Here is a 13225-nt window from a genome sequence, read left to right as displayed (position 1 = left end):
GTCATGGCACTGCGCGACACCGTGCCCCCCGAGTCCGCCGGGCCCGTCACGGCCCCGCCGCTCGATCCCGCGGAGCGCGACCGGCTGCTGGGCGGCGCGCACCACGACCCGCACGCCCTGCTGGGCGCCCACCCGGTGCCGGGCGGCGTCCTGTTCCGGACGCTGCGCCCGAACGCCCGCGCCGTGAGCGTGGTGGTCGCCGGCGAGCACCGGGACCTCGTCTCGGAGGGTGGCGGCCTCTTCGCCGCCGTGCTGCCGTACGACGGGATCCCGGCCTACACGCTGCGGGTGGTCTACGACGGCGGCGAGCAGGAGACGCACGACCCGTACCGCTTCCTGCCCGCGCTCGGCGAGCTGGACCTGCATCTGATCCGCGAGGGCCGGCACGAACGGCTGTGGCAGGCGCTCGGCGCCGAGCCCATGACCCACGACGGCGTGCCGGGCACCCGCTTCACCGTCTGGGCGCCGAACGCCCGGGGCGTGCGCGTCGCCGGGGACTTCACTTACTGGGACGGCACGCAGTACCCGATGCGCTCGCTCGGCGCGTCCGGCGTGTGGGAGCTGTTCCTGCCCGGCATCGGCGAGGGGGCGCGATACAAGTTCGAGATCACCTCGCGGTACGGCGACCGGTTCCTCAAGGCGGACCCGATGGCGCGCCGTACCGAGGCGCCGCCCGACACGGCCTCCGTCGTGACGGCCGCGCACCACGAGTGGGGCGACGGGGAGTGGCTGGCGCACCGCGCCGACACCCCGGTGCACGAGGCGCCGTTCTCGGTGTACGAGGTCCACCTGCCCTCCTGGCGCAAGGGCCTGACCTACCGCGAACTGGCCGAGCAGCTCCCGGCGTACGTCAAGGACCTGGGTTTCACCCACGTCGAGCTGATGCCGGTCATGGAGCACCCCTACGGCCCCTCCTGGGGCTACCAGGTCACCTCCTACTACGCCCCGACCGCCCGGCTCGGCACCCCGGACGACTTCCGGTACTTCGTGGACGCCTGCCACCGGGCCGGGATCGGCGTGATCATGGACTGGGTGCCCGCGCACTTCCCGAAGGACGACTGGGCGCTGGCCGGCTTCGACGGGGACCCGCTGTACGAGCCCGGGGACGCCCAGCGCGCCACGCATCCGGACTGGGGCACGTTCGTCTTCGACTACGGGCGGACCGAGGTGCGCAACTTCCTGGTCGCCAACGCGGTGTACTGGTGCGAGGAGTTCCACATCGACGGACTGCGCGTGGACGCCGTCGCCTCGATGCTCTACCGGGACTACTCGCGCGACTCCGGGCAGTGGACGCCGAACGTCTTCGGCGGCCGGGAGGACCTGGACGCGGTCGCCTTCCTGCAGGAGATGAACGCGACCGTCTACCGGCGCTGCCCCGGCGTGGTGACCATCGCCGAGGAGTCCACCGCCTGGGACGGGGTGACCCGGCCGACGGACGGCGGCGGGCTCGGCTTCGGGCTGAAGTGGAACATGGGCTGGATGCACGACTCGCTGGAGTACATCCAGAAGGAGCCGGTGCACCGCAAGTACCACCACAACGAGATGACCTTCTCGATGGTGTACGCCTACACCGAGAACTACGTCCTGCCCATCTCGCACGACGAGGTCGTGCACGGCAAGCAGGCGCTGGTGTCCAAGATGCCGGGCGACTGGTGGCAGCGGCGGGCCAACCACCGTGCCTACCTCGGCTTCATGTGGGCCCACCCCGGTAAGCAACTGCTCTTCATGGGGCAGGAGTTCGCGCAGGGCGGGGAGTTCTCCGAGGAGCACGGGCCCGAGTGGTGGCTGCTGGACGCGGACCACTGCTCGGCCGGGGACCACCGCGGGGTCCAGGACCTGGTGCGGGACCTGAACACGCTCTACCGGGACACCCCCGCGCTGTGGCAGCGGGACACCGACCCGGGCGGCTTCCGCTGGGTGCTGTGCGACGCCGCGGACGACAACGTCTTCGCGTTCCTGCGGTTCGACGCCGGCGGGTCCCCGCTGCTGGCGGTGTCGAACCTCTCCCCCGTCGTCCGGCACGACTACCGCCTGTGGGTGCCCGAGGAGGCCGCCGCCTGGACGGAGGCGCTGAACACCGACGACGTCCGCTACGGCGGCGGCGGTGTCGGCGTCGGCGCCCCCGGGGCGCTCAAGCCCGAGGACGGGTTCCTCCGCCTCACCCTGCCGCCGCTCGCCACGGTCTGGCTGACCCCGGAGCGCTGACCCGCAGGTGTCGACCGCCGCCCCAGGGGCAGTCGGGGTCGTACAGACTCACGGCTGCCCTCCGGGGCACGGACGGAAGGACGGCACGGCCTTGCGCACGGTGGGAGTGGAGGAGGAACTTCTTCTGGTCGACCCGGACAGCGGCGAGCCCAAGGCGCTCTCGGCCGCCGTCCTCGCCCGCGCCGCTCAGGACGATCCCGGACAGGACGTCTTCGAGAAGGAGCTGTTCGGGCAGATGCTCGAGTTCGCCACGCATCCGCAGTCGGACATGGCGGCTCTCGGCGCGGAGATCGTGCGCTGCCGCAAGGAGGCGGCGCGGCACGCCGGGGAGCTGGGCTGCGCGGTCGCCGCGCTCGCGAGCTCCCCGCTCCCGGTCAGCCCCTCGATCAGCATGAACGACCGCTACCAGTGGATGGCGGGGCAGTACGGCATCGCCACCCGGGAGCAGCTGGTCTGCGGCTGCCATGTGCACGTGTCGGTGGAGTCCGACGAGGAGGGCGTCGCGGTCCTCGACCGGATCCGGCCGTGGCTGCCGGCGCTCACCGCGCTGAGCGCCAACTCGCCGTACTGGCAGGGACGGGACACCGGTTACGCCGGCTACCGCAGCCGGGTGTGGGGCCGCTGGCCGTCGGCGGGCCCCACGGAGCTGTTCGGCTCGGCCGAGGAGTATCACCGGCGGGTGAAGGACATGGTGGCGACCGGGGTCATCCTCGACGAGGGGATGGTCTACTTCGACGCCCGGCTGTCCGCGAACTACCCGACCGTGGAGGTGCGGGTGGCGGACGTGTGCCTGCGCGCGGACACCGCCGTGCTCGTCGCCACCCTGGCCCGCGCGCTGGTGGAGACGGCGGCGCGGGAGTGGCGGGACGGCCGTCCGCCGGCGGACCACAGCGTGAGCCTGCTGCGGCTGGCCGCCTGGCAGGCCTCCCGGTCCGGCCTTGACGAGAACCTGCTCGACCCCCGGACCCTGCGGCCCCGCCCCGCGCCCGAGGTGCTGCGCGCGCTGCTGGAGCACACCGCGGACGCCCTCCGGGAGAGCGGCGACGCGGCCCGCGTGGAGGAGGCCGTCGAGGAGCACCTGCGCCGGGGCAACGGCGCCCGCGAGCAGCGGCTGCTGATGGAGGACGGCGGCAGCCTGCGGGACGTCGTCACCGAGTGCGTGCGCCGCACACAGGACTGACGGCGCCCGCTCGGCCCGTACGCGCCCGGCCGGCGGCGCCTCAGAGGATCAGGATGAGGGCGTAGACCAGGAAGAAGGCCGCGATCAGGGCGACGAGGACGAGGATCAGCGTCAGCGGCGCCTTGGCCCAGCCCTTGGTCGGATTGTGCGTCTCCCGGGGCCCGGCCTCGGGCATGCTGCTCTCGGCGGGCGGGGTCTCGCCGGGCGGGACGCCGCCGCCGGGTTCCAGCCCGGTGGTCCGCTCGGGCTCCGGATCGGGATTCACATGAGTCATGCCTCCCGAGTCCCCCGGACACGCCCAGATCATCACCCGATCACGACTTGCCTGTTCCGGGTCCCGAAACCGTTTCCCTGGGCTAGATTCGAGCACCGCCGGCACAGAGCCGACCGGCGGAGTCACCCTCTGTACACCCCGGGAGCAGCGCATGCGCGTCGACGCCCTCGCTCCATCCGCCCCGCGCCCGCTGACCGGCGGGCTCGCCGACAACGTCTTCGAGACCGCGGAGCGGACCCCTGCCCTGCCGGTCCTGGCCCGCCGTGCGGACACGGCGCCCGGCGGCTGGGAGGAGGTGACGGCGGTCGAGCTGCGCGACGAGGTGACCGGCCTGGCCAAGGGTCTGGTGGCCGCCGGGATCTCGCCCGGGCACCGGGTGGCCCTGATGGCCAGGACCCGGTACGAGTGGACGGTGTTCGCCCACGCGCTGTGGAGCGTCGGCGCCGAGGTCGTCCCGGTGCACCCGACCTCCTCGCGGGACCAGGTGGAGTGGATCCTGCGGGACGCCGGCTGCGTGGCGATCGTGGTGGAGGACGAACAGGGCGCGATGACCGTGGGCACCGTGTGCGCGGGCCTGCCGCACCTGCGGCACGTCTGGCAGCTCGACGCGGGCGCCCTGCCCCTGCTGGCCGAGCGGGGCGCACTGGTCCCGCTGACCACGGTGGACTCGCTGCGCCGGATCGTGCTGCCGGACGCGACGGCGGCCATCGCCTACACCTCGGGCACCTCGGGCCGGCCGCTGGGCTGCGCGCTGAGCCACCGCGGCCTGGCGTACCCGTGCGACACCCTGCTGGCCGGCTGGGGGCACACCGCGGCCCCGCCGGGCGAACAGCCGTCCGTGCTCGCCTTCCTGCCCTTCTCCCATGTCTACGGGATCATGATCCAGCAGGTGTGCCTGCGCGGCGGGGTGCTGATGGCGCACGAGCCCGAGATGACCGGCGCCGCACTCGCCTCGGCGCTGCGCACCTTCCGGCCGACGTACCTGTACGGCGTGCCGTCGGTGTACGAGAAGCTGTACAAGACCTTTCTGCGGACGGCCTACGAGGCGGGCCGCGGCGCCCTGTTCGAGCGGGCCGCGCAGACGGCGCGGGACTTCGCGGAGGCCCAGGAGCGCAGACGGCTCGGCCGCGGCGCGGGTCCGGGCCTGGACCTGCGGCTGCAGCACGCCCTGTACGAGCGGACGGTGTACCGCAGGCTGCGCGAGGCGCTCGGCGGCCGGGCCACGCACGGCAGCTCGGGCGGCTCGTCGCTCGGCCGCGAACTGTCCCTGTTCTACGAGGGCATCGGCCTGCGCATCCACGACGGCTACGGTCTGACCGAGAGTTCCGGCGGGATCACCATGCAGCCGCTCGGCCGGGAGAAGTCCGGGACCGTGGGCCTGCCGCTGCCGGGGACCGAGGTCCGGATCGCGGACGACGGGGAGATCCTGGTGCGCGGCCCGTCGGTGTTCCAGGGCTACGTCGGCGAGGAGGGGCGCAGCCGGAACGCGCTGCACCGCGGCTGGCTGGCCACCGGGGACATCGGCCGGCTCGACTCCGAGGGCTACCTGACGATCACCGGCCGCAAGAAGGACGTCCTGGTCACCAGCAGCGGCAAGAGCGTGGCGCCGGCGCCGCTGGAGGAGCGGCTGCGGCTGCACCCGCTGGTGCACCAGGCGGTGGTGGTGGGCGAGGACCGGCCCTGTGTGGGGGCCCTGATCACCCTGGACCCGGAGTTCCTCGCGCACTGGCGGGCGGCGCTCGCGCTGCAGGGCGAGTCGCCGGGCCGGGAGGCCCGCGAGGAGAACGCGCTCATGGAGGAGATCGCACGGGCCGTCGCCTCGGCCAACAGTGCGGTGTCCCGCGCCGAGTCCATCAGGGTCTACCGTGTCCTCCCGGAGCCGTTCGCCCCGGACAACGGTCTGCTGACGCCGTCGCTGAAGCTGCGTCGCGACGCCATCGCGCGGCACTACGCCGCCGAGATCGACGCGATGTACGCGGCCCGGTCGCGGGCCGCGCGGCGGCCGTCCGTCCCGGAGCCGGCCGACTGGGACGAGCCGGACAGCGTCTTCCGCTAGAGGGTGCGCGGTCCGCCGGGGAGGGGCCGGCCCCGGCGCGGACGCGGGGTGGCGAGCGGGACGGATATCCGGCCCGGCTGTGGGAACCCGCAGCAATGAAGTGATCAGCAACGACGACCGCCCTGGTCGGAAGGGGCCGCCCGGCCCCCGACGCCGGGGCCGGGGAATGCGAGATGTCGACGGAGCCGCGTTGGGATGAGACACCGCCCTCGGAGGAGAGGTACGAGCGCACGTACTCCTTCCCGGGCGAGCTGCGCAATGTCACGGGCGCCCGGCTCGCCGCCGAGGAGTTCCTGTGCGACCTGGCGCGGAGCGTCCCGCCGGCGGCGCCGGAGTACTGGGACGACATCCTCCTGGTGGTCACGGAGCTGGCCGCCAATGTCATCCAGTACGCCCCCGGGCCGTTCGGCCTGCACATGCGCCGCACCTTCGACGGGGTGCACGTGACGATGCACGACAGCAGCACCACCCGGCCCGAGCCGCGGCCCTTCCATCCGGACGCGGGCGGCGGCGGCATCGGCTGGCACCTGGTGCACACGCTGTGCGACCAGGTGAGCGTCGTGGTCCAGGACGAGGGCAAGGACATCCATGTGTTCCTGCCCTGGTGACGGGCCACGCGGGCCCGTTCCCGGTGGCCACGTGTAGTCGTGCGGTATCCGGATACTCCGGCTGCGCGGGGGCACGCCGGTGCCCCTGGAGCGTTCGTCTGCCTGCCGCACCCGGCTGGCGGAACGGCCCGAGTCGCGATGGGATCGACTTGGTCGCAGCGATCCGGGGCAGGCGAACGACGTCAAGTCGGACCGCCTGGAGCCGCAGAGAGGGATGGACACCGTGACACGACCCAGGATCCTGGTGGTTGGCGCAGGCTTCGCCGGAGTCGAGTGCGTCCGCCGCCTGGAGCGGAAACTCACGCCCGAGGAGGCCGACGTCACCCTGGTGACGCCGTTCGCCTACCAGCTCTACCTCCCACTGCTGCCCCAGGTCGCCTCCGGTGTGCTCACGCCGCAGTCGATCGCCCTGTCGCTGCGCCGCAGCAGCAAGTACCGCACCCGGATCATCCCGGGCGGCGCGATCGGCGTGGACCTGAAGTCGAAGGTCTGCGTGGTGCGCACGATCACCGACAAGATCGTCAACGAACGCTACGACTACATCGTGCTGGCGCCGGGCAGCGTCACCCGCACCTTCGACATCCCGGGGCTCACCGAGCACGCCTTCGGCATGAAGACCCTCGCCGAGGCCGCGTACATCCGGGACCACGTCATCTCGCAGCTCGACCTCGCGGACGCGAGCGACGACCCGGCCGAGCGGGCCGCGCGGCTGCAGTTCGTGGTGGTGGGCGGCGGCTACGCGGGCACGGAGACCGCGGCGTGCCTGCAGCGGCTCACGCACGCGGCCGTGCGGCGCTATCCGCGGCTGGACCCGGGCCTGATCAAGTGGCATCTGATCGACATCGCGCCGAAGCTCATGCCGGAGCTGGGCGACAAGCTCGGCCGCAGCGCGCAGGAGATCCTGAAGCGGCGCGGCATCGAGGTCTCGCTGGGCGTGTCGATCGACAAGGCCGGCGCGGAGGAGGTCACCTTCACCGACGGCCGGGTGGTGCCGACCCACACCCTGATCTGGACGGCCGGTGTGGTCGCCAGTCCGCTCATCGCCACCCTGGGCGCGGAGACGGTCCGGGGCAGGCTGGCGGTGAACGCCGAGATGAACCTGCCCGGCCACGACGGGGTGTTCGCGCTCGGTGACTCGGCGGCCGTGCCGGACGTGGCCAAGGGCGACGGCTCGATCTGCCCGCCCACCGCCCAGCACGCGCTGCGCCAGGGCAGGAAGGTCGCCGACAACGTCATCGCGGCCCTGCGCAGCCAGCCGCTCGAACCGTACGTGCACCGCGACCTGGGCCTCGTCGTCGACCTCGGCGGCAAGGACGCCGTGTCCAAGCCGCTGGGCGTCGAGCTGCGCGGTCTCCCGGCCCAGGCGGTGGCCCGCGGCTACCACCTCGGAGCGCTGCGCACCAACGTCGCCAAGACGCGGGTGGTGACCAACTGGCTGCTGAACGCGGTGGCCGGGGACGACTTCGTGCGCACCGGCTTCCAGGCGCGCAGGCCGGCCCGGCTGAAGGACTTCGAGTACACGGATTCCTATCTGACCCCGGAGCAGGTGCGCGCCCGGGTGGAGGGGCAGACCGCGGGCAGCCCCTGATGTGACCGGGATCACCGGGGACCGCCGATACTCTCCAGCCGGTCGGCGGTCCTTCCCTGTGATCAGGACACATCACCCGGAGGGACACCGCATGACCGAGAAGACCGTCAAGGGCCCGGCTAGCTACTTCCCCGCGATCGAGAAGAAGTACGGCCGCCCGGTGGGCGAGTGGCAGGAGCTGATCCGCTCCTCGCCGCTGACCCGGCACATGGAACTGGTCGCCTGGCTGAAGGACGAGCACGGTCTCGGCCACGGCCACGCGAACGCCCTGGTGGCGCACACGCTGGCCGAGGGCGAGTAGTCCGGCTCCTCGTGCCATGCTGGTTCGTAGATCAAGTACGGCACGGAAGAGAGAGCGCGGCGGCGTGAGGCAAGCGGTTCGGTCTGGGTGGGCACGGATATGGGACCGGCTGGCCGCGTCCGATCCCGGACTGCTCCGGCTCACCGCGGGTCTGCGCACGGTGGCCGCCATCGCCCTGACCCTGGCGGTGCTGGGCGTGCTGGGGGTCCCGGTGCCGCAGCTCGTGGCGGGCGCCATCTCGGCCATGGTCGCGACCTTCGCCATCCGGGAGAAGCAGCGCCCCCAGCAGGCCGTCACCCTGGCACTGGGACTGCCGGTGGCCCTCGCCTCGGTCTCGCTGGGAGCGCTGCTCAACCAGCGGGTCGTCGTGGGCGACCTGTTCTTCGTGGTGCTCATCTTCTGCGCGGTCTACGGACGCAGGTTCGGCGACCGCGGCACGGCGCTGGGCCTGGTCGGCTTCCAGATCTACTTCCTCTCGCTGTTCGTGCACGCGACGCCGGCCACGCTGCCCGCCCTGTACGTCGTGATCACCCTGGCGTTCGGCTGCGCCGCCCTGGCCCGCTTCGTCCTGCTGCCGCAGACCCCGGCGGGCACGCTGGACCGGCTGCGGCGCGCGTTCCGCGCCCGACTCGGCCAGCTCTTCGGCACCCAGCTCGAACTGCTGGACGCCGGTCCCGACGACGTGGACAAGGTGCTCGAGGAACTGCGCACCCGCACCGCGCGGCTGCACGAGACGGCGCTGATGATCCAGGGCAGGCTGGCGGACGGCACCGCCGACGAGGCGACGGCACGGCTGCTGCAGCGCCGGATCGCGGACGCCGAGATCGCCGCGGAGCGGCTCGGGCTGCTGCTGCTCACCGCGCGCAGCGCCGAGCGGACCGACACCCTGACCCTGCACCTGCCCGGCGCTCCCCTGCCGTCGGGCGGCGAACTGCCGGTGCGCGACGGGGCCACGGCGCAGCTGCGGCGGGATCTGGCCGCCCTGCGGCTGCTCGTCATGCGGCCGGCCGGCGAGGCCTCGGGGACGGCGCTGGCGCACCTGCGCAACCGGCTGCTCGGCTACCGCGAGGAGGAGAACCTGCCGAAGGCCTCACCGGCCGTGCAGGACGTCTTCCGGGGCATCGGCGAGGCCGGGCGGGCCGTGCTCGGTCTGCGGATCGCCCTGGACGGGCCACAGGACGAGTCCGACGACACCCCGGCGACGGCCCGCTCCCGCGAGGAGCTGGACGCCGAGGACGCGGCCATCGAGGGCAGCGAGGAGGACGAGGCGGACAAGGCGGAGGCGGCCGGGCTGGGGCGGCCGACCACCCGGGCCGCCGTGCAGGTCGCGGTCGGCTCCGCGCTGGCCATCGCCGGCGGTGAGCTGCTGTCCAGCCAGCGCTGGTACTGGGCCGTGCTGACCTGCTGGATCGTGTTCATCAACACCTCCTCCACCGGCGAGATCCTGGTGAAGGGCTACCGGCGCCTGCTCGGCACGGTGCTGGGCGTGGTGGCCGGCATCGGGCTCGCCGGACTGGTCGGGAACCACACGTGGACGGCGTTCGCGCTGGTGCTGCTGTTCGTCTTCACGATGTTCTACACCGCGCCCCTGTCGTACACGCTGATGTCGTTCTTCGTCACGGCGATGCTGGGGCTGCTGTACACGCTGCTGAACACCTACAGCCTGTCCGTGCTGGTGCTGCGGGTGGAGGAGACGGCGCTGGGCGCGGCCTGCGGGGTGATCGCGGCGGCGCTGGTGCTGCCGATCCACACCGACCGGCGGACCAACGACCTGCTCGTCGACGTGCTGGAGAAGCTGGCGGACGTCACCCGCGCCGCCGCCGACCAGCTCAGCGGCGGACTGCCGGTCGACCTGGTCGACAAGGCCCGCGAGCTGGACCAGGCGCTGGCCGATCTGCGGGCCGCCACCCAGCCGCTGACCCATCCGGTCACGCCGCTGCGCTCGCGGCGGGACACCGCCCGGTACGTCATGGCGCTGCTGGAGACCTGTGCGTATCACGCCCGTTCGCTGGCGGCCACGGCCGAGCTGCTGCCCACGCACGCGTCGATAGCGGCGGATCCGCGGTTGCGGACGGTGGGCCGGCGGATCGTGCGGAACATCGAGGCGATCGCCGCGCACGTGGCGGATCCGCGGTCGGCGGCGACGATCGAGACCGGCCCCAGCATCGCGTCCCTGCTGGAACCGGGGACGCTGAGCAGCCCGCGCTACGGCAGGGTGACCGACCGGGTGCTGCGCCATCTGCAGCGGCTGGACGAGGCGGTGTCGGGCCTCGGGCGTCCGCTCGGCGTCACGCCCGAGCCACGCGTGAGGTGACCGTACACCCGGGCCGGGCCCGTTGGCGCGGACCCGGCCCGGAACGGGTGGTCACCGGGACTTCCGGCCGCCCTGGCGCTGACCCAGCACCTCGTCGCGCACCCGGGCGCAGCTTCGGCTGATAAGCCGGGAGACGTGCATCTGGGAGATGCCGAGCCGGTCGGCGATCCGGCTCTGCGTCATGTCCTCGAAGAAGCGCATGTAGAGGATGGCCCGCTCCCGCTCGGGCAGCCGGCGCAGGCCCTCCTTGGCTGCCTCGCGGTCCAAGACCACGTCGTACGCGCCGTCCGACGCGCCGAGGGTGTCGGCGAGGCTGTAGCCGTCGTCGCCGCTGGACAGTTCGGCGTCAAGCGAGAGGGTGCTGAAGCTCTCCAGCGCCTCCATTCCGGCGGCGACCTCCTCCTCGGTGAGGCCGGTGTGGGCCGCGATGTCGGCGGCGGTGGGCTCGGGGCTGCCGGGCATCTGGGTGAGTTCGCGCCGGGCCACCCGGACCCGGTTGCGCAGTTCCTGGACGCGGCGGGGCACCCGCAGGGCCCACATCCGGTCCCGGAAGTGCCGCTTCACCTCGCCGGTGATGGTGGGCACCGCGTAGCTCTCGAAGGCCCCCCGGGACGGGTCGAAGCGGTCGATGGCCTTCACCAGCCCGAGGGCGGCCACCTGCCGCAGGTCCTCCACCGACTCCCCCCGGTCGCGGAAGCGGCCCGCTATGCGGTGGGCCATGGGCAGCCAGGCGGTCACCAGTTCGTCGCGCACGGCCTCCCGCTCGGGACCGTCCTCCAGCTCTGCCAGCCGGGCGAAGAGGTCCGCGGTGACGGGGGCGTCGTCATGCGTCCGCCGCCCGGACGGAGAGGTCGCGTTGGCGGCGGTGGTGGTGCCGGGCGTGCCGGAAGGGCTAGTCGACTCATCGGTCAGCATGCGGAATCGCTCCTGAACGTGGTTTCCGGGCCCGGGAGCGAACCGTGGTCCGCGGTCCTGGCCCGAACGGTGCTGTCAGGGTTCGCCGCGGGGTGGGGTACGGGTACGCAGGCCTCCGGAGGGGGCCTGCGGCGTTTCCACGCCGGGCACGCGCCTCCGGTCCGAAGCACGAGGTTCCGTCTGCCCCTGCACATGCGCGGCAAACGCCGCTAACGGAACTTCTCCTACCGCTCTCACCCCAGCGGTACGACGGCGGTTATCCGCTTGCCCCCGCGGGGCAGCCCGGCGACGCTGACGTCGCGGGCCAGCAGGCACACGATGGGCCAGCCACGGCCCCCGAGCCGGTTGCGGCCGCGCTCGTCCACCGGCGCCTCGGCCACCGGGACGTCGTCGCTGCCGTCGCTGACCGACACGCGCACCCCGCGGCTGTCGACGTCGACGTCGAAGCCGGTGATGCCCCCGCCGTGCAGGATGGCGTTGGTGGCGAGTTCGGAGGTGACCAGCAGGACGTCGTCCAGCGCGTCGTCGTCGCAGGGGATGGCGCGGGTGCGGCAGCGCTCGGCCACCACCCGCTCGACGGTTCTGCGGGCGTCCGCCGGCCGGCACGGCAGTGTCCGGCACGGTTCTCGCATTCCCGCCGGGGAGTGGGTCCTTCGCGTCTCACGCATGCCTTCCCTCCCTTGCCGCCGCCCGGTTCGCCGGGTCTCTCATTCCGGCTGACCCCTCCCCGCGCACTCAAACACGTTCGGTGCCGCTGTCATCACTCGGCGCGGGGCGGGTAGGCGGACGGTATGACGGATGTCGTGGACGCGGACGAACTGCTGCGGCGGATCAGGCGGGGCAAGGACTGGGCGGCCGATCAGGAAAGGGTCTGGCAGGAGCGGGCACAGGGCCTGACGGCGACCGACCCGGAAGGGGCGCGCGAGGCGTCCGTCCGGGCCGGGGCGTACGAGGCGGTGCTGCGCGTGCTGGAGGAGATCGTCGATCCGGGCTCGGCCCCGGCGGAACGGACCGGGGTGAAACAGGTCACCTGACCCGCTCCCGATTGGGTGAATGACCGCAAGATGGTTTATCGTTCATACATACGTGGTGACGGGGTCGACCGGAACCGTCCTCCTTCACCACCGCATACGGCCCTGGCTGGCCTCCCCCGTCCAGCCAGGGCTTTTTCATGCCCGGGGACAGGTCAGCGGGGCAGGCGCCGCTCCTTCGAGGTGCCCGGGACGGCGGCAGCGGCTGAAATGGGCTTGGGGAACACACCCCGACCGCTGCCGGCGAGGAGTCCCGCGCCATGACCAAAGCGATAAAACTGCTGACCGCCCTGCCGCAGGCGCAACGTGAGCGGCTGATGGAACTGGCCAAGGAGGTCTCCTTCCCGGAGGACTCCCGGATCTTCGAGCCGGGCGGCACCGCCGACCGCTTCTGGGTGATCCGCTCCGGCGCGGTCCATCTGGACCAGCAGGTCACGTCCCGGCAGCGGGTCACGGTGGCCACGCTGGGCGCGGGCGACATGCTCGGCTGGTCCTGGCTGTTCCCGCCGTACCAGTGGGACTTCGGCGCGGTGGCCTTCAGCAACGTACGGGCCTACGAGTTCGACGGGCCGTCGGTGCTCGCGCTGAGCGTGGAGGACCCGCTGCTCGGGCTGTCGCTGGTGCGGACGGTCGCCGAGATCCTGGCCCACCGGCTGGAGACCACCCGGGGCAAGCTGATGGACCAGTACGCGGTCCGCCGGCGCGGACCGCTCTGAGCCCGCCGGGACGGCCGCCGCGCGCCGTCCCGTGGGC

General features: G+C 72.7%; 12 protein-coding genes. 9 read left to right on the top strand and 3 right to left on the bottom strand.

Annotation, left to right across the window (positions count from 1 at the left end; genetic code table 11):
- The first annotated feature begins 3 nt into the window (after window positions 1–3).
- Both glgB and ACFYU0_RS03230 read left to right on the top strand, forming a co-directional pair.
- Window positions 4–2205, top strand: coding sequence for a 1,4-alpha-glucan branching enzyme (glgB, locus tag ACFYU0_RS03235; protein WP_389297424.1), 2202 nt, complete (start codon window positions 4–6; stop codon window positions 2203–2205).
- A gap of 91 nt (window positions 2206–2296) precedes the next feature.
- Window positions 2297–3385, top strand: coding sequence for a glutamate--cysteine ligase (locus ACFYU0_RS03230; RefSeq protein WP_351673373.1), 1089 nt, complete (start codon window positions 2297–2299; stop codon window positions 3383–3385).
- A 40-nt stretch (window positions 3386–3425) separates the two neighbouring features.
- Here ACFYU0_RS03230 and ACFYU0_RS03225 read toward each other — a convergent pair whose 3' ends face one another.
- Window positions 3426–3659: a DUF6480 family protein gene (locus ACFYU0_RS03225; protein WP_351673375.1), complete on the bottom strand. Its 234-nt coding sequence runs from the start codon at window positions 3657–3659 to the stop codon at window positions 3426–3428.
- Window positions 3660–3810: 151 nt separating this feature from the next.
- Here ACFYU0_RS03225 and ACFYU0_RS03220 point away from each other — a divergent pair, with 151 nt between their 5' ends.
- The 5 genes from ACFYU0_RS03220 to ACFYU0_RS03200 all read left to right on the top strand — a co-directional run bounded on the left by ACFYU0_RS03220 (window position 3811) and on the right by ACFYU0_RS03200 (window position 10526).
- Complete coding sequence (locus ACFYU0_RS03220) at window positions 3811–5715, top strand: AMP-dependent synthetase/ligase (RefSeq protein WP_389297421.1); 1905 nt, start codon at window positions 3811–3813, stop codon at window positions 5713–5715.
- Between the two features lie 173 nt (window positions 5716–5888).
- Window positions 5889–6323 (top strand): ATP-binding protein, encoded by a 435-nt coding sequence (locus ACFYU0_RS03215; RefSeq protein WP_389297420.1) that lies wholly within the window; start codon window positions 5889–5891, stop codon window positions 6321–6323.
- 214 nt (window positions 6324–6537) lie between these two features.
- Window positions 6538–7911 (top strand): NAD(P)/FAD-dependent oxidoreductase, encoded by a 1374-nt coding sequence (locus ACFYU0_RS03210; RefSeq protein ID WP_351673381.1) that lies wholly within the window; start codon window positions 6538–6540, stop codon window positions 7909–7911.
- A gap of 91 nt (window positions 7912–8002) precedes the next feature.
- Window positions 8003–8212, top strand: coding sequence for a DUF4287 domain-containing protein (locus tag ACFYU0_RS03205; protein WP_351673383.1), 210 nt, complete (start codon window positions 8003–8005; stop codon window positions 8210–8212).
- A 97-nt stretch (window positions 8213–8309) separates the two neighbouring features.
- Window positions 8310–10526: an FUSC family protein gene (locus ACFYU0_RS03200; RefSeq protein WP_351673404.1), complete on the top strand. Its 2217-nt coding sequence runs from the start codon at window positions 8310–8312 to the stop codon at window positions 10524–10526.
- A gap of 51 nt (window positions 10527–10577) precedes the next feature.
- On the opposite strand, the gene ACFYU0_RS03195 is transcribed toward ACFYU0_RS03200, so the two are convergent.
- Window positions 10578–11441 (bottom strand): RNA polymerase sigma factor SigF, encoded by an 864-nt coding sequence (locus ACFYU0_RS03195; RefSeq protein ID WP_389297417.1) that lies wholly within the window; start codon window positions 11439–11441, stop codon window positions 10578–10580.
- Window positions 11442–11674: 233 nt separating this feature from the next.
- The gene (locus ACFYU0_RS03190) at window positions 11675–12109 is read right to left on the bottom strand and encodes an ATP-binding protein (RefSeq protein WP_389297415.1); all 435 of its coding nucleotides are present in this window, start codon (window positions 12107–12109) and stop codon (window positions 11675–11677) included.
- A gap of 123 nt (window positions 12110–12232) precedes the next feature.
- Between ACFYU0_RS03190 and ACFYU0_RS03185 the strand changes: the two genes are divergently transcribed.
- A complete protein-coding gene (locus ACFYU0_RS03185) occupies window positions 12233–12475 on the top strand; it encodes a hypothetical protein (RefSeq protein ID WP_351673388.1) in 243 nt (80 codons plus the stop codon).
- A gap of 257 nt (window positions 12476–12732) precedes the next feature.
- Entirely contained in the window at window positions 12733–13188 is a 456-nt protein-coding gene (locus tag ACFYU0_RS03180) for a cyclic nucleotide-binding domain-containing protein (RefSeq protein WP_351673390.1), read from the top strand.
- Window positions 13189–13225 lie beyond the last annotated feature (37 nt).

The organism is Streptomyces sp. NPDC003720, assembly GCF_042875075.1.
GTDB lineage: Bacteria > Actinomycetota > Actinomycetes > Streptomycetales > Streptomycetaceae > Streptomyces.
Note: the sequence above shows the minus strand (reverse complement) of the source record. Positions and strands in the feature narration are given on the sequence as shown.

Excerpts from the sequence above, each read along its gene's own strand:
- ACFYU0_RS03220 (WP_389297421.1), top strand. The coding sequence starts at position 3,811 with ATGCGCGTCGACGCCCTCGCTCCATCCGCCCCGCGCCCGCTGACCGGC.
- ACFYU0_RS03185 (WP_351673388.1), top strand. The coding sequence starts at position 12,233 with ATGACGGATGTCGTGGACGCGGACGAACTGCTGCGGCGGATCAGGCGG.
- ACFYU0_RS03180 (WP_351673390.1), top strand. The coding sequence starts at position 12,733 with ATGACCAAAGCGATAAAACTGCTGACCGCCCTGCCGCAGGCGCAACGT.
- glgB (WP_389297424.1), top strand. The coding sequence starts at position 4 with ATGGCACTGCGCGACACCGTGCCCCCCGAGTCCGCCGGGCCCGTCACG.
- ACFYU0_RS03215 (WP_389297420.1), top strand. The coding sequence starts at position 5,889 with ATGTCGACGGAGCCGCGTTGGGATGAGACACCGCCCTCGGAGGAGAGG.
- ACFYU0_RS03205 (WP_351673383.1), top strand. The coding sequence starts at position 8,003 with ATGACCGAGAAGACCGTCAAGGGCCCGGCTAGCTACTTCCCCGCGATC.
- ACFYU0_RS03190 (WP_389297415.1), bottom strand. The coding sequence starts at position 12,109 with ATGCGTGAGACGCGAAGGACCCACTCCCCGGCGGGAATGCGAGAACCG.
- ACFYU0_RS03225 (WP_351673375.1), bottom strand. The coding sequence starts at position 3,659 with ATGACTCATGTGAATCCCGATCCGGAGCCCGAGCGGACCACCGGGCTG.
- ACFYU0_RS03210 (WP_351673381.1), top strand. The coding sequence starts at position 6,538 with ATGGACACCGTGACACGACCCAGGATCCTGGTGGTTGGCGCAGGCTTC.
- ACFYU0_RS03195 (WP_389297417.1), bottom strand. The coding sequence starts at position 11,441 with ATGCTGACCGATGAGTCGACTAGCCCTTCCGGCACGCCCGGCACCACC.